The organism is Yersinia massiliensis CCUG 53443 (assembly GCF_000312485.1).
Lineage (GTDB): Bacteria > Pseudomonadota > Gammaproteobacteria > Enterobacterales > Enterobacteriaceae > Yersinia > Yersinia massiliensis.
In genome coordinates this window covers 973,639-998,395 of the sequence record NZ_HE997643.1, presented here as the reverse complement: position 1 = coordinate 998,395, position 24,757 = coordinate 973,639, and the positions used below count along the sequence as shown (strand labels likewise).

Sequence of the window (24,757 nt, the reverse complement as noted above, 5' to 3'; positions counted from 1 at the left end):
AACCGCCAATGAGAACGCCATTCACATTAAAACGGTTATTCGCTATAAAGCTGTTATCAGCAATAAAACGGTTATCCACAACAAAACCGTTATCAACAATAAAACCCGTTCCGATTTATGGAGTTTTCTATGACCACTGCTTATCAGCATCTGTGTAAGACTTTCACTCGCCTTTCCCGTTTCGAACATTTGTCGGCTATTGCTGGATGGGATATGCAGACCATGATGCCAGCTAAAGGCAATGTGGCTCGCGCTGAAGCGATGGCGGAACTGAATGTGTTACAGCATCAGATTCTGACGGCCAAAGAAGTCGGTGAATGGTTAAAACAAGCAGAGCATGAAGCTCTAAATGACATTGAACAGGCGAATTTGCATGAAATGCAGCGCCATTACCGCAATGCTGCGTTGTTACCTGAAGTGTTGGTTGAGGCAAAATCATTGGCTGGTGCCAAATGTGAACATGCATGGCGTCAACAACGTATTGCGAACGACTGGGCGGGCTTTGCAGAAAATCTTCGTGAAGTGGTCAAACTGAGCCGTGAAGAAGCCACTATCCGTGCTCAAGCTGCTGGCACATCAGGTTATGATGCGCTACTCAATTTGTATGAGCCTGGGACAAACAGTGCCGATTTAGACCGTATATTTGGTGATCTTAAACAATGGTTACCTGCACTTTTGCAAAAAGTTAGCGCAAAGCAAGCCAATGAATCTTGCTTGGTCCCACAAGGGCCATTTGATCTGACGAAGCAGCGCCAATTAGGGCTGAGTGTCATGAAAGTGCTGGGTTTTGATTTTGAGGGCGGCCGAGTAGATGTCAGTGTTCACCCCTTCTGCGGTGGCGTACCTCAAGATGTTCGTATCACTACTCGCTATAATGAACAGGAATTTCTTAGTGCATTAATGGGGATCGTACACGAAACAGGCCATGCACGTTACGAGCAAAATCTACCACGTGAATGGTTAGGGCAACCCATCTCTCATGCCCGTTCAACTGCCATTCACGAATCCCAAAGCTTGCTGTTTGAGATGCAATTAGCGCGCAGCAACGAATTCCTGCAAGTCATTCGTCCACTCGTGATTCAACAATTTGGTGAGCAACCAGCCTTACAGGAACAGAACTTCATTGCCTTGAACCAGCGCGTCAAGACAGGGTTCATCCGTGTTGATGCCGACGAGGTAAGCTACCCTGCTCATGTGATCTTGCGCTATGAGATTGAAAAAGCGTTGATCGGTGGTGATATTGAAGTGGACGATATCCCTGCACTCTGGAATGAAAAGATGCAGCAATATCTCGGGATAAATACGGAAGGTAACTACCGTAATGGCTGTATGCAAGATATCCACTGGACAGACGGTGCGTTTGGTTATTTCCCAACTTATACCTTGGGAGCAATGTACGCAGCGCAGTTATTCCAATCAGCCCGTGATGCTATCCCAGGGCTAGATCAGCACATCTCTAATGGTGACCTCAGCCCCCTATTCAACTGGTTACAACAGAATATCTGGCAACATGGCAGCCGTTATTCAACAGCAGAGCTGATTACCAAAGCGACGGGGGAATCGCTTAATCCACGATTCTTCCGCCAGCATTTAGAACGTCGCTATTTGTAATCCTCACGATATAGATGCCTACCTACCCGACTTTGAGCTTAAGGTCGGGCCTTTTCACACTGCAAAGCTCATATTATGTGGTACATCCAAACAACATCATTGTTGCATAGAGCGTTTTTATTAAAAACATATTATGTATGTTGTAACTAAAGTGACAAAAAAAGTACCAGCAACGTAACTATCTTCTTCTGTACAATCGGTTACAAGCCGAAACCAATGACTCACGGAAGCTATCACTGAATTCCTCTACTCTTATTTCAACGACCCAACGGGGCCGATATACAAACAGAACACTGAGGATTAAATCATGAAAACAGTACTCGCTCTGATTGTTGCTGCATCTCTGGGTATGTCTTCTTTGGCATTCGCCGCTGATGCCGTTGCTCCACCTTCTGCGCCAATGGCGACAGCACCAGCAGCGCATAGCGCCCCAGTAAAAACAATGCATCACAAAAAAGCTAAAAAAACCGACTCGATGAAAAAAATGGACAAAGCTGCCCCTGCTCAAAAAGCACAGGCCACCCAAAAACATCATAAGAAAGCGGCGCACAGCAAGTCTGCTCCGGCCGTTGTACCTGCCGCAAAATAACAGCACTGAACTTGAGAAAGCCGACATTTGTTTCTCAAGTCACCCGCAACAGCTTATTCACACGACACCCGGTTTACCGGGTGTTTTTTATCAGGAGTGCTGATAATGCTGCGTCGTTATTTATTCGAAATCACATTGGCAACATTAGTGATGTGCGGTTTGGTCACATTGTTTTTTTATTTATAGACAGATGAGCTAATGTCGTTAAAAAATTATCGAAAAATCAATTGCTGACAACACACAGCATGGTTAATTATGTCTATAGTTAGCGGGAGCAAAACCTGTGATGACACGCATTAGCTGCAAGATAGCAGGCGTGTTACTGGATATCCTCTTAGTCAGAACATAAAGGCAAGGCTAATAATTTATGCGTTTAACTTCGTTGTTACTTTTGAGCCTATTACCTCTTTCTATCTCCACAGCTTATGCCCTCCCTTCTGCGGATAAATCAGACAATGACAATTCGATTGCTGATCAAACCACACTCTTCTTCGGTAAAGATGATCGAACAGCAATAACAAGTAGCGCTGAATGGCCGTGGCAGGCTATCGGACAAATCGAAACTGCCAGTGGTAACCTTTGCACTGCAACATTGATATCCCCTCGGTTGGCGCTCACCGCAGGACATTGTGTGTTAGCCCCGCCGGGTAAGATTGATCCCGCCATTGCCTTACGATTTATTTCCCATAATGGACAATGGAAGTATCAAATAACAAAACTAGAGACATTAGTTGATGCTAAGTTGGGAAAAAAGCTTAAACCTGATGGTGATGGTTGGATAGTCCCCCCTGCGGCTGCGGCTTATGATTTTGCGCTTATTCGTTTAACGGCAAAAAAACCGGTTCCGATTAAGCCATTGCCACTGTGGAACGGCACAGCTAATGAACTCACTCAGGCACTTAAACAAGTGAAACGTAAGATAACTCAGGCGGGTTACCCTCTCGACCATCTTGAAACACTCTATAGTCATGAGGATTGTTTAGTGACCGGCTGGGCTCAGCAAGGTGTGCTGTCACACCAATGTGATACATTGCCCGGTGATAGTGGCTCGCCACTAATACTAAAGAACGGCGAAGATTGGTCTTTGATCGCGATTCAAAGTTCCGCACCCGCCGCTAAAGACCGCTATCTAGCCGATAACCGAGCATTGGCCGTCACTGCCATCAAAGGCCGGTTAAAGACGGTAATCGACAAAGCAGCCAAGGCTGCAAAGTAAATATTGCTATCAATAGGGCTAAGATAGTGAGTTTTTAGTATTACCCTTTACTGACAGATTGGGACTCTTGATTGAATTTAAAAACGAAAGTCCCTCCTAATGCTGCGGCATATCGACTTAACGTCGTTAAATTTGGCGAAATAATGCCTTTTTCCATTCGGCTGATATTTTGCTTTTTAAGCCCCGCCCGTTGAGCAACCTCTTCTTGCGTGAGATTACATTGCTGACGAGCTGTTTTCAGCTCAGTCATCATGGCTTGTCGAATCTGCAAATCACTATAGGCCTCATTAACTTGAGGATGATTTAGCGCGACAGCTTTAACTTTTGAAAATGGAATAAGGTCAAAATCATCTTGCTTCTTCATGGCTGCAATCTCCGTTTGAGTTCCTTCATACGCTGATAGGCTAGTATCAGTGTCCTTCTTGGTGTTTTTTGCGTCTTCTTTTGTAAAAAATGAATGATATAAACCTGCCGACCCGCCTGATGAAAGAAAAATCCCCGACCGAGCACCTCACGTGCACTGACGCGCAGTTCTTTTAACCCCCGCCCAATATCCCGAATCGCCGGTTCTCTAAGCTCATGGCTATAAGCTTCAAGTTCATCCATAGCCTTAATCAAGGCTGCCTGTATGCCGACCGGCAATTTAACTAACTCTCTCTGTGCTAATCTCAACAAACTAATGTCATACATAAGCCATCCATGCTCCGGAAAAAACTCTACCAAACTCACCATGGGTAATCAAATATGGTGACCTAAAATCAGACAAACTTTGAACAAGCCGCAAATTTTCAAAGGCAGATATACCGGTAAATCACGAGGCTGAGCAATGAGACTTTGGCTGTCAAGGAAAGTAATGTTAGAACACTCGATATGCTGCGCATCAAGAATGGAAAATTGCATCAGTTACATATAATCTGGATATATAACCGATTGGATTTATTAAGTTAACTTGAGAATTTAGGGCGGGATTTAAAGCATAAAAAAACCCGTATTCAGCTCAATTAATGGCACAAATACGGGTTGATACTCATCATTTATCAGGCTGAAAGTTGCTCGATCGTTTGGAGGATCCGCTTATCAGAAATAGGATAAAGCGTCCCGAGCTGTTGGGCGAATAAGCTGACACGTAGCTCTTCAATCATCCAACGAACTTCTTTCACATCATCATCTTGCTGGCGTTTGGGTGGTAGTTTAGTGAGCCATTGCTGCCACATCTGTTGTACATGCTCTATGCGTTGCATTTGCGCTCGATCACGATGGGGGTCAATCGCCAATTTTTCCATACGACGTTCGATGGCTTGCAAGTAACGCAAGGTATCCGGTAAACGCTTCCAGCCATTATTGGTCACAAATCCACGATAAATCAGCCCACCTAGTTGTGCTTTGATATCAGAGAGTGCCAATGCCTGCGAGATATCTACCCGCCCCTTCAACCGCTTATTAATGCTGAATACGGTGGTCAGGATCTGTTCAACTTGTTTGGCAATTTCGACGACTGTTTCATTAAGCTCAGCGCGAACCTTTTCCTGTAACCGAGCAAAATCAGCTTCTTGCCACACTGGCCCGCCATACTGAGCGACCAATTTATCCACCCCGCAAGCAATGCAATCATCAATCAGATCCATCACTTTGCCATAAGTATTGAAATAAAGGCCGAGTTTGGATTTGTTCGGCAACTTTTCATGTAAATATTTAATTGGCGAGGGAATATTCAGTAACAATAACCGCCGAGTACCTTGCCACATGGCCTGTTGCTGTTGGGTTTCAGTATCAAATAAGCGGATCGCGACACTGTCTTTCTCATCCACCAGTGCCGGATAGGCTTTGACCTCATACCCACCACGGCGCTGTTGATAACATATGGGAAGATCGCCAAAACTCCAGATATGTAAGTCGTTTTGCTCGATACCGTCATCAGCAACCGCCGAAAGGGTTTCCTGCACTTTAGCTTGTAGCTGTATTTTCAAGGCGGCCAAATCTTTGCCTTCGCGTAGTGTGCGGTTCTTATCATCCAATACACGGAAAGTTATTTTTAGGTGATCAGGCACCTGATCCCATTGCCAACTATCACGTGACACCGTCACACCGGTCATTCGCCGCAACTCACGTTCTAATGCATCTAACAGATCCGTTTCCAGTGGTGTGACCCGTGCAAGGAACGCTTCTGCGTAGTTAGGGGCGGGAACAAAATTGCGCCGCACTGGCTTTGGTAATGATTTAATCAATGCAATGACTAATTCACGGCGTATGCCTGGAATCTGCCAATCAAAGCCCTGTTCTTGCACCTGATTTAGAATAGGCAACGGAATATGAACCGTTACCCCATCAGCATCCGTGCCCGGTTCAAATTGATAAGATAGTCGCAGCTTGAGATCACCTTGATACCAAAAGTTGGGATAGTCCAACGGATTAACTTTGTTCGCACCATCCTTAATCAGCATGGTTTTTTCAAAGTTCAGCAACTCCGGTTGCGTTTGGCTGGTTTTTTTCCACCAATTGTCAAAGTGACGAGCAGAAATAACCTCCCGACCAATTCGCTGATCATAGAAGTTAAACAATGTCTCATCATCGACCAGAATGTCACGCCGACGAGATTTATGTTCGAGTTCTTCAACCTCAGCCAGCAACTTGAGGTTGGCGCGGAAGAAGGCATGGCGCGTTTGCCAATCCCCCTCCACCAACCCGTGGCGGATGAATAACTCACGGCAAAGTGGCGGATCTATCGGGCCATAATTGATTTTACGCTCAGTGACTATAGGTAAACCAAATAAGGTGACCTTCTCACTCGCCATTACTGCGCCCTGCGCCTTCTCCCAATGGGGATCGCTATAATGGTGTTTCACTAAATGCTGAGCCAAAGGCTCTATCCATTCCGGCTCAATACGCGCTGCAATACGGCCCCATAATCGGCTGGTTTCAACCAATTCAGCCACCATGGACCATTTCGGCGGTTTTTTGAATAGGCCGGAACCTGGGAAGATAGCGAATCGCGCATTACGTGCACCGGTGTACTCTTGCTTATCGACATCTTTCTGGCCAATGTGAGATAGCAAACCCGTTAATATCGCGGTGTGCACGCTACGGTAATCCGCAGCAACACTGTTCACCGGGATCCCCAGTTCCTTCACCACCTGACGCAGTTGGGTGTAAATATCTTGCCACTCACGTACACGCAAATAGTTCAGGAAATCGCTGCGACATAATTTGCGAAACTGTGCTGAGGACAGCTCTTTTTGCTGCTCTTTCAGGTAATCCCACAGATTAACAAAGGCAAGGAAATCAGAGTCTTTATCTGCAAAACGACGGTGTTTCTCATCCGATGCCTGCTGTTTATCCATCGGGCGCTCGCGAGGATCTTGGATCGATAATGCCGATGTGATAATCATCAGTTCGCGCACACTGCCACTTCGCTGCGCTTCCAGCACCATCCTTGCCAAACGAGGGTCGACTGGTAATTGCGCGAGCTGGCGACCTAACGGAGTCAATTGTTGATGCCCGTTTTCGGCAGTTTTTATCGCACCTAACTCTTCTAACAGCCGGACACCATCCTGAATATTGCGCTTATCTGGGGCTTCCACAAACGGGAATGCCGCTATATCCCCTAGGCCCAGTGACGTCATTTGCAAAATAACGGATGCTAAGTTAGTACGCAGAATTTCCGGATCAGTAAATTCAGGACGTGAGAGGAAATCTTGTTCGGAATAGAGGCGTATACAGATGCCGTCTGAGACACGCCCGCAGCGGCCCTTACGCTGATTCGCTGACGCTTGAGAAACCGGCTCAATTGGCAATCGCTGCACTTTAGTACGGAAGCTGTATCGGCTAATGCGTGCGGTACCGGGATCGATAACATACTTGATACCTGGTACCGTCAGCGAGGTTTCTGCCACGTTGGTGGCCAGTACAATTCGCCGCCCATGGTGAGACTGAAACACCCTATTCTGCTCACTATTAGATAAGCGCGCATAGAGTGGCAGTACCTCGGTGTGAGGCAGATTTTGCTTCATCAGCGCATCAGCGGTATCACGAATCTCACGTTCACCGCTCATAAAGATCAATATATCGCCAGGACTTTCATGGCCCAGCTCATCGACCGCATCAAAAATGGCTTGTAACTGATCTCGCTCAACGTCATCGGCATCATCCACGATGGGCCGATAGCGAACTTCAACCGGATAGGTGCGACCAGAGACCTCAATAATCGGCGCATTATTGAAATGCTTAGAAAAACGCTGAGGATCGATAGTCGCTGAAGTAATAATAACTTTCAGATCTGGACGCTTAGGCAATAACTCACGTAAATAACCTAAGATAAAATCGATATTTAGGCTGCGCTCGTGAGCCTCATCAATGATCAAGGTGTCATACTGCATTAGTAGACGATCTTGTTGTATCTCGGCGAGCAAGATACCGTCGGTCATCAGCTTAACCAGCGTATTTTCACCGACCTGATCGTTGAAACGGACTTTATAGCCGACGCAGCCACCCAACGAAGTGCTCAATTCATCCGCAATACGATTCGCCACGGTTCGCGCAGCCAGTCGACGAGGTTGTGTGTGACCGATAATACCTTTAACGCCACGCCCTAGTTCCAGACAAATTTTGGGCAATTGCGTTGTTTTACCCGAGCCCGTTTCACCTGCGACAATCACCACTTGATGGTCACGAATGGCATTGAAAATGTCTTGTTTCTTCTGACTGACTGGCAAGCTTTCAGGATAGGTGATAGCCGGACAAGCTGCACGGCGGTGGGTAACCCGTTGCGTCGCGTTGGCGATTTCAGCCTCAATCTCGCGCGTAATGGCCTCAACAGCTTCTGGATTATTGACTTTTCGTGCGCCTTGCAGTCGACGCCGCAGGCGTTGTTGGTCACGGAGCATCAACTCCCCAAGTTGGGAGGATAATGCTGCGAGAGAAGATTTCACGTTCAGTATTCCTTGTTACGATGTAGCTGAAGCCTGAAGCGCCAGCCCAATGAATTTATGCTATGAATTTGATTAGCGGATATTTTTTATTAATCAGCACCAATTATCATCCGCCGAAACTCAGCCATAAACTATGCGTTTTGATTTCATATACCTTTGCTCAATATGGTAACACAGGCAAGGTTTGTGCTGTAACCCAGCCTCTGTTTGCTAATGGATTAACATCATTCAATAAAATCGAACAAAGAACGCAAAATATTGCGCTATCCATGATAGAAAAATATGAATAGAGTGTATTCCATTGAAAGGGCGAATCGCCTAAGTCTCTGTTACCTGTTAAGGAATTACGATGAGCAAAGTTCTGGTTCTGAAATCAAGCATTCTGGCAACCTATTCTCAGTCCAACCAGTTGGCTGACTTTTTTGTTGAACAATGGCAAGCTGCCCACCCTGGCGACGAAATTACCGTGCGCGACCTGGCTGCTCAACCGATTCCTGTGTTAGATGGTGAACTGGTTGGCGCTCTGCGCCCTTCAGATGCGGCGCTGACACCACGCCAACAAGAAGCTTTGGCGTTATCTGATGAGTTGATTGCAGAATTGCAAGCCAACGACGTCATCGTTATGGCAGTACCAATGTATAACTTCAACATCCCAACTCAGTTGAAAAACTATTTTGACCTGATTGCTCGTGCTGGCGTGACCTTCCGCTACACAGAGAAAGGTCCGGAAGGCTTAGTTACCGGTAAGCGTGCCATTATTCTAACCAGCCGTGGCGGCATCCATAAAGATACCCCAAGTGACTTGGTTGTCCCTTACCTGCGTCTGTTCCTAGGCTTTATTGGCATTACAGAAGTTGAGTTTGTGTTCGCTGAAGGGATTGCTTATGGCCCTGAAGTTGCCACTAAAGCACAAGCAGATGCTAAAGAGCTGCTCGCTCAGGTTGTTAGCGCTTAATCAGTGACTTTCACGCACCGATGGGTGTCTCCGTTGATGCGTGACTGGAAGTAACCTTGTATTACCCTCGTTTTACCCAATAGTGTGATTATGTTAATGCCAGTCCGTTACCTAACAGGCTGGCATTTTTTATGTTGATGTTAATCAGGTAGCAGTGCCATCGCGCTTTCTTCATCCGTCACCAAAGCATTCACCCAATGCCCGCTGAGCGCAGCTTTGATAGCTTGATGTTTCTCTTTTCCACCCGCAATCGCGATGACAGGTTTGACTGGTTCGATATGCAGGCTGGCACTGGTTAAACGCTGATCTAAGTTATAAGCAACACGTTGGCCATTGATATCAATAAAGTTGCCGAGCATTTCGGCCACCACATTTGAAGCCAACAATGCCTCAACATCTTGCGCGGTGATAAACCCATCTTTGTGCAATGGGCAGTCATAACCCATCGAACCAATCCCAATGAAAGTGACATCCGCTTGTGCCGCTTTTTCAGTCACCATGCGATAAATTCGGTGGTTACACCATAAATCACGATCTACAGCGCTATCAGCAAACAAAGGCGCTGGCAAAATAAAATATCGGCCCTGTGTCTTCTCTGCCATCCACAGCGGAACGTCGTAGCGCGTGCAAGACCCATCTGCGGCGATAGCCCCAATCAGCGAAACACAACTGTGTTGCGGACGCTCGAAATCAGGTAATTCATCAATGGCGGCTTTCAAACTGCGCCCAGAACCCACCCCTATCACCAGCGGTTGCTCTTGCCGGAGAAATTGCGCCATCACCTCCGCGCCGGCGACCGCGATCGCCCGCTGAATACCGGTACTGTCCATGCCCAAACTCGGCACCACTTGGCACTGCTGCAACCCATAATGTTGTTTTACCCGTTCAGCTAACGCCATACAGCGACCGACTGGATGCGCAATATTCACGCTGACCAGCCCATTATCAATCGCACATGCCACCAGCCGCTGTGCTACCTGCCGTGAAACACCCAGCGCATCTGCAATTTCATGTTGGGTCTGCCCGGCAACGTAATACATCCAGGCCGCTCTGGCCGCTTGGTCTAATTTCTTGTCACTCTTTTGCATGGGTTATCTGCATGAGGGAATTGGATTATCAATGTTACTGAGTTTACGCCGCTATCGAGCAGATTTTTATCTTCGCTGTCGTTTCTGTGAGCTAAAGCTCAACTAAAGGGCAAAAGTTACACTAACCTATCGACATTAGGGCAAATGCTCACCAAAAGGGCTTATGCTCAAGAATAATCTTAATGCCTACTGTGACTGCGGAGAACATATGAATACTGAGACGAAATCGACCCCTGCTGTATGGCTACATATTGGTGCCGGTTCTTTCCATCGCGCCCACCAAGCCTGGTATTTACATCGCTTATTAGCTGCTGGTGATGATCGATGGACTATCTCACTAGCAAATATTCGCGATGATGCCGCCCCCTTATTGGCCGCTCTTCAAGCACAAAACGGCGAATACGTTCTAGAGACCGTGACCCCAGCGGGCGAGCGCAAATATGAAAAAATCACGTCGCTACGCAAGATAGTTCCTTGGGACAAGGAGCTGAGTCAGTTGGTGGAACAAGGGAGTTTGCCAGAGACTCGTGTCATCTCCTTTACCGTCACCGAAGGTGGCTACTATCTCGATAACCAATTTAACCTACAACAAGACAACGCCGATATTCAGGCGGACCTTAAAGGTGGCTGCCGAACGATTTATGGCGCGATCAGCCGTATCTTGCAGGAACGCCAAGAAAAGCACAGCGGCCCAGTCACGTTGCTGAATTGCGATAACCTTCGCCATAACGGTGAACGTTTCCGCCATGGTCTGCTGGCGTTTCTCGCCTTACGTGATCAACAAAGCTTGTTGCGTTGGGCGACCGACCAGACTCGTAGCCCCAATACCATGGTTGATCGAATTACCCCACGCCCTGCAGATGACATTGCCCCACGGGTGCTGGCACAGACCGGATTTGCCGATAAGGTACCGGTCATGGGCGAGTCATTCATCCAATGGGTGATTGAAGATGATTTTATTGCCGGTCGCCCCGCGCTAGAGAATGTTGGCGTTGAAATGGTGGCGTCGGTGCTGCCGTATGAAGAAGCTAAGATTCGTATCCTCAATGCTAGCCACAGTTGTATTGCTTGGGCTGGGAGTCTAATTGGGCAGAGCTACATTCATGAGAGCACGAAAACGGCATCGATCCGCCAGATGGCTTATGACTATGTCACTCAAGATGTGATCCCGTCACTGTCACCTAGCCCACTGGATCTGGCCAATTATCGCGATGTCGTTTTAGACCGTTTCAGTAATCCCTATATTCGCGATACCAACCAGCGAGTAGCCGCTGATGGTTTCTCCAAAATCCCCGGATTTATTACCCCAACACTAATGGAATGCTATCAACGAGGCTGCACCCCAACTGCAACGGCCATGTTACCGGCACTGTTCTTTGTCTTTATGGCGCGTTGGCATCAAGGCACCTTGCCGTATGAATATCAGGATGGCGTTTTAGATGCCCCTGCCGTACATGCCATGTTCGAATCCGCCGATCCGGTCGGTTTATTTGCCCGTGATAGCCAACTTTTTGGCTTACTCGCCCGTGATAGTCAGTTTGAAGCGTTACTGCGCCAATCGATTGATCAAGTTAACACTTGGGTTGCCGCTAACCGCTAATCTTCAACAAGGAATGACTATGTATCTTGGACTTGATTTAGGCACATCAGAAATAAAAGCCATGGTGATTGATGAGCGCGGCCAAATTGTGGCGAGCGAAGGCGAACCACTGACGGTGCAACGTCCTCATCCACTGTGGTCTGAGCAAAATCCAACTGACTGGTGGCAAGCGACGCAAAGAGTGATTGGCCGGTTGCACCATAAAATTCCGCAACGCTGGGGGGAGATCCTCGCCATTGGTCTTTCCGGTCAAATGCATGGCGCAGTATTGCTAAATCGTGAAGATCGCATTTTACGCCCTGCCATTTTGTGGAACGATGCCCGCTGCGCCGATGAGTGTGAAACGCTGACCCGTAATGCACCGCAGTTGCACGACATTGCCGGCAATCTGGCTATGCCCGGCTTTACCGCGCCGAAACTGCTGTGGGTCGCCCGCCACGAACCGGACGTGTTCGCTCAATTATCAACGGTGCTATTACCCAAGGATTATCTACGTTGGATGATGAGCGGCGATAAAGTCAGTGATATGTCAGATGCCGCGGGCACACTCTGGCTGGATGTGGCAAAGCGGGACTGGTCAGATACCCTGCTTGCCGCTTGTGGGCTAACGCGCGATATGATGCCACGTTTGATCGAAGGCAGTGAACCCAGCGGGTATTTAAAAGCAGATATTGCTCGCGAATGGGGCTTGTCCAATAAAGTCGTGATTGCCGGAGGGGGTGGCGATAACGCCGCCAGTGCTGTCGGTATCGGCGCGATTAATCCTGGTGATGGTTTTATCTCATTAGGCACGTCCGGCGTATTGTTTGCCGTTAACGATAGCTATCGCCCTAATCCGCAATCAGCGGTACATGCCTTTTGTCATGCGCTCCCCAATCGCTGGCATCAGATGAGTGTCATGTTAACGGCAGCCAGTGCGCTACGTTGGTTATGCCAATTATTGGGGACCAATGAAACCACCCTTCTGTCTGAGGTGGCTCAACTCAGCCGATCTGATCAGCGGCTGGCCCCGATTTTCCTACCCTATCTTTCCGGCGAACGTACCCCACATAACGACCCACTGGCAACGGGGGCTTTTCACGGTATGACGCATGCCACTGACCGCGCTGCACTGGGCTACGCGGTACTAGAAGGCGTCACATTCGGGATTGCTGACGGCCTTGCGGTATTGCAAGCCGCGGGAACGGTGCTCACCCAGGCGTCATTGATTGGTGGTGGCGCGAGAAGCGCGTGGTGGGGGCAATTGATGGCTGACACCCTCAATTTACCGATTGTGACTCACAGTGGAGGGGAATCAGGAGGCGCCTTGGGTGCTGCGCGTTTAGGGTGGATGGCCGTGGGCGGCCACGAGCAAATTGTTTGTACTAAACCACCGATTGACCAGCGTTTTATCCCCGATGTGAATCGGCAGGATGCCTTGTTCTCTCGCCTTGAACGCTTCCGACTGCTTTATCAACAACAGCGGCAGTTACGTCAACGCTGACCCTGTGACCGACAGACCTCACGAACCTAAAAATACGCTCGGGCGAGCAAATCGCCCTTTACATTCGCTGTCCCTACGCTCAGTTGCCGCGGCCACTCATGCGACCAAAGCATTGCCTGCCGCTAGCAACTCAACCAACCGGCGCTCGATCGCCAGAGGAAATGACCATGCAAAAAAAACCTAGCCATTGGTTTGGTTTGCCGATGAATTTGTTTTGGGGTTACATTGCCATCGCCATCTTTATGAGTGGTGATGGTTTTGAAATGGCCTTCTTATCCAAGCACATTACGGATATGGGCTTTACCCCAGCGCAATCCGCTTTTGTGTTTACCTTGTATGGCTTAGCCGCTGCGATTGCCGCATGGAGCTCAGGCGTGGTCGCTGAAATCATCACGCCACAACGGGCAATGCGGATTGGTTTCATTCTGTGGGTGGTGATGCACTGCCTATTTATGCTGTTTGGTTTAGGCATGAAAAGTTATCCGCTGATGTTACTGTTCTACGGCATTCGTGGTCTGGCTTATCCACTGTTTATCTATTCCTTTGTCATGCTGATCGTGCAAAACGTGCCAAAACAGCAACTCTCTTCGGCAATGGGTTGGTTCTGGGCGATGTACTCCATCGGTATCGGTGTGGTGGGTAGCTATCTGCCCAGTTTTACCATTCCAATGATGGGCGAAACGGGCACATTATGGTTTGCGATTGTTTGGGTGACTGTCGGCGGCCTGATGGCGTTAATACTGTTGCGCAATGTCGGCACCGCTAGCCCGAAAGCCTCGCTCTCCAATAAAGAGAAAATGAAAGAACTGTCGCGGGCGGTTACCATCTTATTTACTAACAAGAACATCTTCTTGTGTTGCCTGATCCGCATCATCAACACCCTGTCACTGTTTGGTTTCGCCGTTATCATGCCGCTGCTCTTTGTGGGCCGGCTTGGCTTTAGCATGTCTGAATGGCTACAGATATGGGCCGTCTTCTTCTTCGTGACTATTTTCACCAATATCATGTGGGGGATTTTAGGCGAGAAAATTGGCTGGATGCGCCAAGTCCGCTGGTTTGGCTGCATCGGCTGCGCTCTTTCTAGCTTGGCGTTCTACTATATTCCGATGCATTTTGGTCATAATTTCTGGGCTGCGCTGATCCCTGCGGTGATGTTAGGTATCACCGTGGCAGCCTTCGTACCGATGACCGCCGTCTTCCCTGTTTTGGAACCCGAACACAAAGGGGCGGCGATCTCGATTTATAATTTGTCCGCGGGTCTCAGTAACTTTGCCGCACCTGCAATTGCCTCGCTGGTGCTGCCGTTCTTCGATATCGTGGGGGTGGTGTGGGTTTATACCGCACTGTATCTGTTCGCTGCCGTGTTGACATTAATTGTCAAAGTGGAACAACCCGGTCATGAAGATACTTATTACCGTCAGTCATCCCGCGACAGTCTCGGCGGGCAACCTGCTGCGGCTAATTTACAGGCTGAGCGTTAAGTTCGAGGCGCTTTAATCTGAGTCAAACGCCTGCGTCAAAAGCGGGCGTTTGACCTAATCGTTTGACCTAAACCCTGCGGATAAAAATCAGCGTTTCATCCACTGACCATTAATACCACGGACATATTCCCCTGTAGCTGCACGGTTAACGAGTTTCTGCCCCGCCAACTTGGCCACATCTTCAGTGGAAATATGGTTTTTTTGCGCGACTTCCTGATATTTTTCAGCGCGAGCAATATTGATTTGTTCCACCAGTGCCAAGGTCTCAGGATCCTTTTTCACCGGAGCTAAATAACCACTCAGCGTTTCACCCACTCGACCTTGCTGCTTGGCCTGTTCTAATGACAGTGCGAAAGCCATTGAGCTGAAAAGCAGGCTCACACTCAGTATCACACAGCCCAAAATCGCCCGAACTCGCCCTTGTTTACCACCAATCCAGCCTAATGTTTGCTTTGTCATCTTGGCTCCTTAGAACAAGTTGGATTGATTTTTGAGCAGGTTTTCCACATCTTTATCCACTCTAATCTGAATTTCATGCTCAATCTTGACGTTCATATTAATCGTGATGGGTTTTTCGGGAGTTGCTACCTCGAGGCGCACACAGCCACTGAGCAGTAGAATACCCAGAGCTATCGCCATACATTCCCCTGTCAAGATCTTCATTCCTTCGTCCTCGCCTGTGTTGCTGCTGATTGTATTGTTGCTGATTGTGTTGCAGATGGTTGTGTTGCAGATGATGGTATAGAAAGTGTTTGTTGTAACCACTCTTGTAAATTGTCACCAAAACGCAGGCTACGCCAGAGTTGGAACACATTTTCTTGATGTTGATAATTCAAAATAACGGCGCGTTTAGCATTTTTCTGCGTATTCACACCATGAATCTTTGAACTTAGCGTTAATTGCCCCAGATTATCAAGATCCACTTTCGCATAGGATTGATAAATCTCCATATAACGTAGCCAATCTATCGCCGCGCCCGCGACAATATTGCTCTCCGCGATTGAGTTCGCTAAATCTTGATCCAAGCGTAACGTCACCATACCGTCGTTAGCCATCCAGCCATTACGCACGAGCCATTGCGGATTATTGAGATAGAGCGGAAGCTCGCCATTCACTTTACCTGACATCGCCAACTGCTTCGGTTGCAGCACCGTAAAAAGTTCACTGAGATCAATCGCACTTAACTTCAGCACTGCGGCATCATGCTGAGGTAAACGTAACGCAGACAAACTCATATGGCCGTTAAGAATATCCATACCGACATTGCTAAGTGTTAGCGGCGCATCTTCTGAGTAGGGATAACTGCCCTGCAAATCAGCGGTGATATTCTGCATCTCAAACAAATTGGTGAGCGAAGCAATGCGCAGCATAACTGGCTCTTTAGCACCTAACTGCCAACGATGATTCTCCAAGCGGTAAGACATGACAAAATCAAGCCCGCTCAATTCGCCGTCTTTTAGCCACATGCCACCATTATTCACCACCCAATGACCACCCGCCGTAAAACCTTGCTGACGGGCTGCTGAGAAGGCCGCTTGTGCATAAAAATGTCCATCACGTAATTTAATGCCGAGTTCTTGCGATATCAGTGGTTGGAATACGGCTAATGATTGTTTCGGCCACCAGCCTTCACCTCTTAAACGTTCACCATCCCAACGACCACGCAGCGAAATTGGCCCGATAGCCTGTGCTTGTAGCTGCCCCTGCCATAAGAAACTGTCCGGCTCGCGGCCATTCAGTTGCAATGATAATAGTGCTGGAGGTAAGTAACCGCCGCCATCACTGAACGATACTTTTTTCGCGCCTAACTCAAAACCAGCAATAAAGGCGGGATGATGGTTATCTCGCTGCCAAGTAAGAGGTTTAACCAAGGTTAACCGAGGGGCTTCGACTTTCACCAAACCGTACTGTAGACGATCAAACCCAGTCGATAATTTATCGACGGTGATCAACGTCCCCTGCCAATTTCCTGTACCACTCATATCCCAACGGGCAGCCAACGGCGGCAATTGACCATTCCCCCAGTAACGCCATTGCCATTGACCTTTATCTGGCCAAAACTCTTGCGCCTGACCATCTAGATGCACGTTGAAACGCCCCCAGTAACTGTCTTGAGCATCAACAATGGCTTGTAAACGCCCTGTGACACCTGCGGCAGTCACTTTGACACCGGCTAACGGCCATCGCGCATCTCGAATGCGTAATTCCGGCGTGACATTACCGTGCGCACGTAGCAACGCACCAGAACGTAAAACCCACGTGGGGTTCAGGACTGAGCCACTAAGAATGCCCGGTATCGTGGCATTTAATACGATATTTTCCAGATTAGCTTGCCCACTGATCTGGAATGCTAAGTCACTGTTTATCAGGCTCAGATTGCCGGGGCCGAGCGTCAGTACTGCATTGCCTTTGCCGCTCTGACCAGAGGTAATCACATTGATTCGAGCATCAACCGACGTTTGTTCTAGCCCTTGATCCCAGTCATGCAACGTCAGGTTAATGCCACCACTGAGGGGTTGCTGTGCATAGGGCCACTGCCATTGACCATTCACGATTTGAATTTGATTTATGGATGCATTCCAAGGTAAACGGGCTAGCGGGACATCATCGCCGCGCTCAGTCAGTGTCAACACCCCTTGCTGCTGCTGCCAACTTAAGTTCAATAACAGGGGTTTAGAGAGATAGCCGGTTGTCAGCACACCATCAAGCGCGCCCTGCTCAGGCCAATTATCCAATGACAGCGGAATTTTGATTTTGCCGCTCAGTTCGAACGGCTGCGAGGTACCGGGAACAGCAATCGAGAATTGATGTAGGCTAAGTTGCTGGTTTTCATCCAGTGTCGCGGCAAAACTCAATTGTTGCCCCTGATAATGCAACTCTTGGCTAAACTTCTTAGGTGGATTATCGCTACCGATACTCTGTGATGTCAGGGTCAATTTACCGGCGTATTGCTGCCATGGCGTTATCTGCAAATTGTCGATATTTAGACTCAGCACGGATAGCTGTTGTTGCCAATAGGCTAAATCTTGCGGAGTGCTTTCACCTTCGGAAGGGAATTGGCTAAGGCAGGCGGTATCCAATGCGACACTACCTGCCCCCACTTGCCAGCGTTTTTGATGATAACCCACACTCAAGTTATCAATATTGGCGATTGCACAGTCTTTTATTCGATAGCGCAGATGTGAGATACGCAACGCGCCATCTCGCCAGACAGGCGGTTTTTCGAGTGTTAATTGGCTACCAGCAGGTAACCAATATTGGGCGACTGGGGGTAACCATTGCGGCAGGGTTTTCCATAACACCATCAGTGAAATTGCGCTGACCAATAACAGCAAACTCACTATTTTTACGCATTTAGCCATGACTTGCCTTGTTTTAACACCGATCCAGCTCGGTATGTATGCTTTGATTTCATTCATTTAGACTACTGCAAGATAGCACAATAGAATCTTATATCCATGTCATGTGAATTTGGTTGCCACCCATAAAAAAGGACATAAAAACCTTTATTTTTATGGCAGAAGAACGTGACAAGTATGGCATTAGAACGTGACAGGTTATTTAGCTAACTTATTCTTGTGGCAAATTGTATGATTTATACAAATCTGTTAGATTGATCACATTATTTTGACGGAGATATCACGATGAAATTAGCCGTTTACAGTACTAAACAGTATGACCGTAAATACCTCGAATTGGTCAACAAAGATTTTGGCTTTGAATTAGAGTTTTTCGATTTTCTGTTGTCGCCGAGAACAGCAAAAATGGCGGCGGGCTGTGATGCGGTCTGTATCTTCGTTAACGATGATGCTTGTCGTGCAACCTTAGAAGAGCTGAAGAGCGTCGGGGTTGAAATTCTCGCCTTACGTTGCGCAGGCTTTAATAACGTGGATCTTGAGGCTGCAAAAGAGTTGGGCATTCCAGTGGTTCGGGTTCCTGCTTATTCACCCGAAGCCGTGGCTGAACATACTGTCGGTATGATGATGAGCCTCAACCGGCGTATCCACCGTGCTTATCAACGTACCCGCGATGCCAACTTCTCGCTCGAAGGTTTGATTGGCTTCAATATGCATAATCGCACCGCTGGGATTATCGGCACCGGCAAGATTGGGGTTGCCACCATGCGTATCCTCAAAGGTTTTGGGATGCGTTTACTGGCCTTCGATCCCTACCCAAGTGCTCAGGCACTGGAATTAGGCGCTGAGTATGTGGATCTTAAAACCTTGTATGCAGAATCTGATGTTATTTCGCTGCACTGTCCAATGACGCCAGAAAATCATCATTTGCTGAATAAAGCCTCTTTTGATCAAATGAAAGATGGCGTGATGATCATCAATACCAGCCGTGGCGGTTTGATTGATTCAGCGGCCGCGATTGAAGCGTTGAAACAGCAGAAGATCGGTGCGCTCGGTATGGATGTTTATGAAAATGAACGTGACTTGTTCTTTGAAGACAAATCCAATGATGTGATTCAGGATGATGTTTTCCGCCGCCTGTCTTCATGTCATAACGTGTTGTTTACCGGTCATCAGGCATTTTTGACCGAAGAGGCACTGACAAGTATTTCTGCTACTACTATGCAGAATATTGCTCAGTTGAAGAATGGCGAACCTTGCCCGAACATTATTACTGTTTAATGAGCCATTCCCGCAGCGCCGATACCCAATAGCTTTACAACCTGATACCCAATAGATTTCGAGTCGCAGGAAGGCGGCAAATAAGTGAATCCCGATGAGCTGACACTAGTCAGTGATTCGGGTGAGCGAATGCAGCCAACACACCTGCGGCTTGAAAGATGAAGGGTATCAGGTTGCTGGGCAAGCACCACGCAACAACGCCCACTCCTCACAACGCTTACCATCTGGCAACTGACACATCCCGACACTACTGCCATTGAGCTGCTTGGCTAAGGTCAATACCCCTCCGGCATTAGCGCAATTGACAGACGCCGGATTCGCCATCGTGACTTTAGCGTGGGCACTGGTCGCTTGCTGTACAGGCTCATATGTTTCGTTATTATTTGATGCGGTATTCGCTGAATCATTGCTGCTGCAAGCGGCTAAAAAGAACATGGCACCGCCCACAAACCATGATGATACTTTCATTCTTTTACTCCGGCATGAGAAATATATAGCGCTATAATGGCGTTATATAATATCGGTTAGAATTAAATTACAACAGAAATAGTATAATGACGATAATTTAATTTAACCGCGGCAAAACTACCGGCCTAATTATTGGCGTGCCTTGCTACTTCAAGCCTAGGAAAATAATTAAATTGATATTAATTTGGCGGCGTTCCCCTGGCCGATACTGCTGGTCACGCTACCCGAAAGGTGTTAACACGAGTTTTACTGCACAGTGATGAAAATGCTTGAAGATCATCATTTTGATTGTCAATTATTAGGATAAAATAATGGCGATACGTGTTCCTCGTATCGCTTAGTTGTTATTAATGTTAGCGGTTATTAATGCTAGACGTTATTCATGCTAGACGTTATTCATGCTAGTCGTAATTAGTGCATCGGGGTTTTAGACAATAAGTTAATCACCAATACGCCCGCGACAATCAGCGTCATGCCAACGATTGCCGCCCAATCCAATTTTTGTTGATACAAAAAAGTGGCTGCCACTGACACGATAACAATCCCTAACCCTGACCAAATGGCATAAGCGATACCTAATGGCATGGTTTTCACCACCTGCGAAAGTCCCCAAAAAGCAATACAATACCCAATCACCACCACAATAGAGGGGACTAAGCGGGTAAAACCCTCAGAGGCTTTTAACATCGTGGTTGCGACGACCTCAGCCACTATTGCCATCATTAAGTACATGAAACCGCTCATCGTTATCCTCTCATTTTGTTATTAAGTGAGCATTATGCCCGCCCAATGTTAAATCTTCATTCATTCTCATTCCACGTCACAATTATTTCACAAATTAACTTAACCGATGCGCAATAAGCGTTCTGCCATCATGTCAGTGACGGCTTTTCGTTGTCACAAATAGTTTTCTAATTGTAATAATGATTATCTAAATTGACGGATTATCTCCCCAAGCCCCCTGCTCACGTCATTCAATGTCAGTGACCGCCACACAAATGCGATAACTGGCAAAAATGCGCTCTGCTAGAATTTCGTCATTAGTTCAAATAGCCAGTTCATCCCCTAAGGCTGTTCATTATCCTTTTTCTGTGCGTAACGCGCGTTTATGCATAATAAGCAATGTGAAGGTACAATTTAATGATTACTACTGACGGTAACAGTGCCGTTGCTTCTGTGGCCTATCGTGCTAGTGAAGTGATTGCAATCTACCCTATCACGCCGAGTTCGACCATGGCTGAACAAGCTGATGCTTGGTCTGGTGATGGCAAAGTGAATATCTGGGGTGATATCCCCCGCGTGGTGGAAATGCAGTCTGAAGGCGGCGCGATTGCGACCGTCCATGGCGCGCTACAGACTGGTGCGCTATCCACCTCATTTACCTCCTCGCAGGGATTGCTGTTGATGATCCCAACACTTTATAAGTTGGCTGGCGAGCTCACACCTTTTGTGCTCCATGTCGCCGCGCGGACCATCGCGACCCATGCGCTGTCTATCTTTGGTGATCATTCTGATGTCATGGCCGTGCGTCAAACCGGTTGTGCCATGTTGTGTGCCAGCAGCGTACAGGAAGCACAAGACTTTGCTCTGATCTCCCAAGTGGCAACGCTGAATAGCCGTATACCTTTTATTCATTTCTTTGATGGTTTCCGTACCTCGCACGAAATCAATAAAATTGTTCCGCTGAGTGATGACACGCTGCGCCAACTGTTACCGCAAAAAGGAATCGATGGTCATCGCAGCCGCGCACTTTCCCCTGATCATCCGGTGGTTCGAGGAACCTCAGCTAACCCTGATACCTATTTCCAGTCCCGCGAGGCAACGAATCCTTGGTACAACAGTACCTATCAGCATGTCGCTGATGCCATGCAAGCCTTTGCCGAAGCAACTGGGCGTGAATATAAGCCTTTTGAATACTACGGGCATCCACAAGCAGAGCGAGTAATCATTCTGATGGGCTCGGCTATTGGTACCTGCGAAGAAGTGATTGATAGCTTGCTGACACGTGGCGAAAAAGTCGGTGTGCTTAAAGTGCGCTTATTCCGCCCTTTCTCTGCTGAACATTTATTAAGCGTACTGCCGCAATCGGTGACCAAAGTGGCGGTCTTAGATCGCACCAAAGAACCCGGCGCTTTAGCTGAGCCCTTATACCTTGATGTGATGACCGCCTTGGCAGAAGCCTATAGCCGAGGTGAACGTGAGACATTACCGAAAGTCATCGGTGGCCGCTACGGCTTATCGTCTAAAGAATTTGGTCCTGATTGTGCGTTGGCCATTTTCAAAGAGCTGAGCTTGGAAAAACCTCGCCCACGCTTTACCGTCGGCATTTTCGATGACGTGACCGGTTTGTCATTACCGCTGACCGATGAGAAAATCGAGCAACGCGCTACGCTGGAAGCCCTGTTTTATGGCCTTGGCAGTGATGGTTCGGTCTCCGCAACGAAAAATAACATCAAGATTATCGGAAACAGCACCTCGCTCTATGCGCAGGGCTATTTTGTTTACGACTCAAAAAAGGCCGGTGGCCTGACCGTCTCGCATTTACGCGTCAGTGAAACGCCGATTAACTCGGCTTATCTGGTTAGCCACGCTGATTTTGTTGGTTGTCACCAATTGCAATTCATCGATACTTACCAAATGGCTGAACGGCTAAAACCAGGCGGCATTTTCCTGATTAATACCCCGTTTAGTGCCGATGAGATGTGGTCACGTCTGCCACAGGAAGTTCAGGCAGTACTGCACCAGCGCAATGCACGTCTGTTTGTGATTAATGCCGCCAAAATCGCCCGTGAATGTAAGCTCGGGGCGCGCATCAATACCGTGATGCAAATGGCGTTCTTCCACCTGACGCAAATATTGCCTACCGAGATGGCTCTCGAGCAGTTGCGTGCTGCCATTGATCGCAGCTACAGCAATAAAGGGCCAGAAATTGTCATCCGTAACTGGCAAGCACTGGATGCTACCCTCGAAGCGCTAGTGGAAATTCCGCTGCAACCCATCGATGAGCATAGTCCGATGCGCCCACCGATCGTCTCGGATCAAGCGCCCGATTTCGTCAAAACTGTCACGGCAACCATGCTGGCTGGCTTAGGTGATGCGCTACCTGTTTCAGCCTTCCCTCCAGACGGTACTTGGCCAGTGGGCACCACTCAGTGGGAAAAACGCAACATCGCCGAAGATATTCCAATTTGGCAGCCTGATTTATGTACCCAATGTAACCACTGCGTAGCCGCCTGCCCGCATTCGGCAATCCGTGCCAAAGTGGTACAGCCCGACGCGATGTCTGGCGCGCCTGATAGCTTGCAATCACTCGATGTCAAAGCGCGTGATATGCGTGGTCAGAAATATGTGTTGCAAGTCGCGCCGGAAGATTGCACCGGATGTAACCTGTGCTACGAAGTTTGTCCGGCGAAAGACCGCCAGAATCCTGAAATCAAAGCCATCAACATGAAGCCACGGTTGGAGCATCTGGTGGAAGAGAAAGCGCACTATGATTTCTTCCTCAAACTGCCTGAAATCGATAAAACAACGATGGAGCGTATCGATATCCGCACATCACAATTGATTTCGCCGCTGTTTGAATATTCCGGTGCGTGTTCCGGTTGTGGTGAAACACCGTACATTAAGTTGCTGACCCAGTTGTATGGCGATCGTTTATTAATCGCCAATGCTACCGGTTGTTCTTCTATCTATGGCGGCAACTTGCCGACGACGCCTTATACCACTAATGCCGATGGCCGCGGCCCTGCGTGGGCTAACTCACTGTTTGAAGATAACGCCGAGTTTGGTTTAGGCTTCCGTCTAACGGTTGATCAACATCGCCAGCGAGTTACTCGCCTAATCAATGAACTCGCACCGCAACTGCCATCCGATTTGGTTAGCCAACTGCTCACTGAAGAAGCCACACCGGAAGTTCGACGTGAGCAGGTAACGCAACTGCGCCAGCTATTGCTTGATATTCCCGGCAATGATGCGCAGCAGTTAGCTACCGATGCCGATTACTTGGTGGATAAATCCATCTGGCTTATTGGCGGCGACGGCTGGGCCTATGATATTGGTTTTGGCGGCCTTGACCACGTGCTGAGCCTGACAGAAAACGTCAATGTATTGGTGCTAGACACCCAGTGCTACTCTAATACCGGTGGTCAGCAATCTAAAGCTACACCACTTGGGGCCGTCACTAAATTTGGTGAGCATGGTAAACGTAAGGCGCGTAAAGATTTGGGTGTCAGCATGATGATGTACGGTCATGTTTATGTGGCGCAGATTTCATTGGGTGCGCAGCTCAATCAAACAGTGAAAGCCATTCAGGAAGCAGAAGCCTACCCAGGCCCGTCACTGATTATTGCTTATAGTCCTTGCGAAGAGCACGGTTACGATCTGGCCTACAGCCATGACCAAATGAAGCAATTAACCGCGACCGGTTTCTGGCCACTTTACCGCTTCGACCCACGCCGTACCGATGAGGGCAAAGCCGCCTTGGCGCTGGATTCTCGCCCACCGAGCAGTGACCTGACCACTACACTGCTTAATGAGCAACGTTTCCGCCGACTCAACACCCAAGAACCAGAAGTCGCCGCGCAGTTGTACGCTGCCGCGGAAAAAGATCTGCAAAAACGCTATGACTTCTTGAGTTTGTTGGCCGGAAAAGCCGAGAAAACGGCCGCGGAATAATAAGTTAACCCATAACGTTAAAAGCCAGTC

Annotated in this window: 19 protein-coding genes; 10 read left to right on the top strand and 9 right to left on the bottom strand. The window is 48.2% G+C overall.

The genetic code is table 11. The annotated features are described in order from the left end of the window. Window positions 1–129 precede the first annotated feature (129 nt). From BN68_RS04505 to BN68_RS04495, 4 genes are all read left to right on the top strand, one after another. Complete coding sequence (locus BN68_RS04505; RefSeq protein ID WP_019209963.1) at window positions 130–1,611, top strand: carboxypeptidase M32; 1,482 nt, start codon at window positions 130–132, stop codon at window positions 1,609–1,611. Window positions 1,612–1,918: 307 nt separating this feature from the next. Continuing rightward, window positions 1,919–2,200 carry an acid resistance repetitive basic protein Asr gene (gene asr / locus BN68_RS04500; RefSeq protein ID WP_019209962.1) on the top strand — a complete coding sequence of 94 codons (282 nt, stop codon included), beginning with the start codon at window positions 1,919–1,921 and terminating at the stop codon, window positions 2,198–2,200. A 105-nt stretch (window positions 2,201–2,305) separates the two neighbouring features. Further along, the gene (ydgU, locus tag BN68_RS24645) at window positions 2,306–2,386 is read left to right on the top strand and encodes a small membrane protein YdgU (protein ID WP_455570242.1); all 81 of its coding nucleotides are present in this window, start codon (window positions 2,306–2,308) and stop codon (window positions 2,384–2,386) included. 181 nt (window positions 2,387–2,567) lie between these two features. Further along, window positions 2,568–3,416 (top strand): trypsin-like serine peptidase, encoded by an 849-nt coding sequence (locus BN68_RS04495; RefSeq protein WP_019209961.1) that lies wholly within the window; start codon window positions 2,568–2,570, stop codon window positions 3,414–3,416. A 40-nt stretch (window positions 3,417–3,456) separates the two neighbouring features. Here BN68_RS04495 and BN68_RS04490 read toward each other — a convergent pair whose 3' ends face one another. From BN68_RS04490 to hrpA, 3 genes are all read right to left on the bottom strand, one after another. After that, on the bottom strand, window positions 3,457–3,780 hold the full coding sequence (locus BN68_RS04490; protein ID WP_019209960.1) for a helix-turn-helix domain-containing protein: 324 nt from the start codon (window positions 3,778–3,780) through the stop codon (window positions 3,457–3,459). Next, window positions 3,777–4,106 carry a type II toxin-antitoxin system RelE/ParE family toxin gene (locus tag BN68_RS04485; RefSeq protein WP_042806395.1) on the bottom strand — a complete coding sequence of 110 codons (330 nt, stop codon included), beginning with the start codon at window positions 4,104–4,106 and terminating at the stop codon, window positions 3,777–3,779. The genes BN68_RS04490 and BN68_RS04485 overlap by 4 nt, the downstream gene beginning before the upstream one ends. A gap of 347 nt (window positions 4,107–4,453) precedes the next feature. Then, a complete protein-coding gene (gene hrpA / locus BN68_RS04480; RefSeq protein WP_019209958.1) occupies window positions 4,454–8,341 on the bottom strand; it encodes an ATP-dependent RNA helicase HrpA in 3,888 nt (1,295 codons plus the stop codon). 349 nt (window positions 8,342–8,690) lie between these two features. On the opposite strand from hrpA, the gene azoR reads away from it, so the two are divergent. Continuing rightward, entirely contained in the window at window positions 8,691–9,296 is a 606-nt protein-coding gene (azoR, locus tag BN68_RS04470; RefSeq protein WP_019209956.1) for an FMN-dependent NADH-azoreductase, read from the top strand. A 140-nt stretch (window positions 9,297–9,436) separates the two neighbouring features. Here azoR and BN68_RS04465 read toward each other — a convergent pair whose 3' ends face one another. Then, complete coding sequence (locus BN68_RS04465) at window positions 9,437–10,384, bottom strand: sugar-binding transcriptional regulator (RefSeq protein WP_019209955.1); 948 nt, start codon at window positions 10,382–10,384, stop codon at window positions 9,437–9,439. Between the two features lie 208 nt (window positions 10,385–10,592). On the opposite strand from BN68_RS04465, the gene dalD reads away from it, so the two are divergent. From dalD to BN68_RS04450, 3 genes are all read left to right on the top strand, one after another. Further along, window positions 10,593–11,984 (top strand): D-arabinitol 4-dehydrogenase, encoded by a 1,392-nt coding sequence (gene dalD / locus BN68_RS04460; RefSeq protein WP_019209954.1) that lies wholly within the window; start codon window positions 10,593–10,595, stop codon window positions 11,982–11,984. A 19-nt stretch (window positions 11,985–12,003) separates the two neighbouring features. After that, window positions 12,004–13,467, top strand: a complete 1,464-nt coding sequence (gene xylB / locus BN68_RS04455) for a xylulokinase (RefSeq protein WP_019209953.1) — start codon at window positions 12,004–12,006, stop codon at window positions 13,465–13,467. A gap of 167 nt (window positions 13,468–13,634) precedes the next feature. Then, entirely contained in the window at window positions 13,635–14,948 is a 1,314-nt protein-coding gene (locus BN68_RS04450; RefSeq protein WP_019209952.1) for an MFS transporter, read from the top strand. Between the two features lie 87 nt (window positions 14,949–15,035). Here the strand turns inward: BN68_RS04450 and BN68_RS04445 are convergent, their stop codons facing one another. From BN68_RS04445 to BN68_RS04435, 3 genes are read right to left on the bottom strand one after another with little or no spacing between them, the layout of a single operon-like run. Next, a complete protein-coding gene (locus BN68_RS04445; RefSeq protein WP_019209951.1) occupies window positions 15,036–15,407 on the bottom strand; it encodes a YdbL family protein in 372 nt (123 codons plus the stop codon). 9 nt (window positions 15,408–15,416) lie between these two features. Further along, on the bottom strand, window positions 15,417–15,611 hold the full coding sequence (locus tag BN68_RS04440; RefSeq protein ID WP_019209950.1) for a YnbE family lipoprotein: 195 nt from the start codon (window positions 15,609–15,611) through the stop codon (window positions 15,417–15,419). Next, complete coding sequence (locus BN68_RS04435) at window positions 15,608–18,310, bottom strand: YdbH family protein (RefSeq protein WP_042806394.1); 2,703 nt, start codon at window positions 18,308–18,310, stop codon at window positions 15,608–15,610. The genes BN68_RS04440 and BN68_RS04435 overlap by 4 nt, the downstream gene beginning before the upstream one ends. Before the next feature lie 282 nt (window positions 18,311–18,592). Between BN68_RS04435 and BN68_RS04430 the strand changes: the two genes are divergently transcribed. Beyond that, complete coding sequence (locus BN68_RS04430) at window positions 18,593–19,585, top strand: 2-hydroxyacid dehydrogenase (protein ID WP_019209948.1); 993 nt, start codon at window positions 18,593–18,595, stop codon at window positions 19,583–19,585. A 168-nt stretch (window positions 19,586–19,753) separates the two neighbouring features. On the opposite strand, the gene BN68_RS04425 is transcribed toward BN68_RS04430, so the two are convergent. Beyond that, window positions 19,754–20,053: a putative hemolysin gene (locus BN68_RS04425; protein WP_019209947.1), complete on the bottom strand. Its 300-nt coding sequence runs from the start codon at window positions 20,051–20,053 to the stop codon at window positions 19,754–19,756. 411 nt (window positions 20,054–20,464) lie between these two features. Beyond that, window positions 20,465–20,797, bottom strand: a complete 333-nt coding sequence (locus tag BN68_RS04420; protein ID WP_019209946.1) for a DMT family transporter — start codon at window positions 20,795–20,797, stop codon at window positions 20,465–20,467. A 396-nt stretch (window positions 20,798–21,193) separates the two neighbouring features. On the opposite strand from BN68_RS04420, the gene nifJ reads away from it, so the two are divergent. Next, window positions 21,194–24,727 carry a pyruvate:ferredoxin (flavodoxin) oxidoreductase gene (nifJ, locus tag BN68_RS04415; protein WP_019209945.1) on the top strand — a complete coding sequence of 1,178 codons (3,534 nt, stop codon included), beginning with the start codon at window positions 21,194–21,196 and terminating at the stop codon, window positions 24,725–24,727. The last annotated feature ends 30 nt before the right edge of the window (window positions 24,728–24,757 follow it).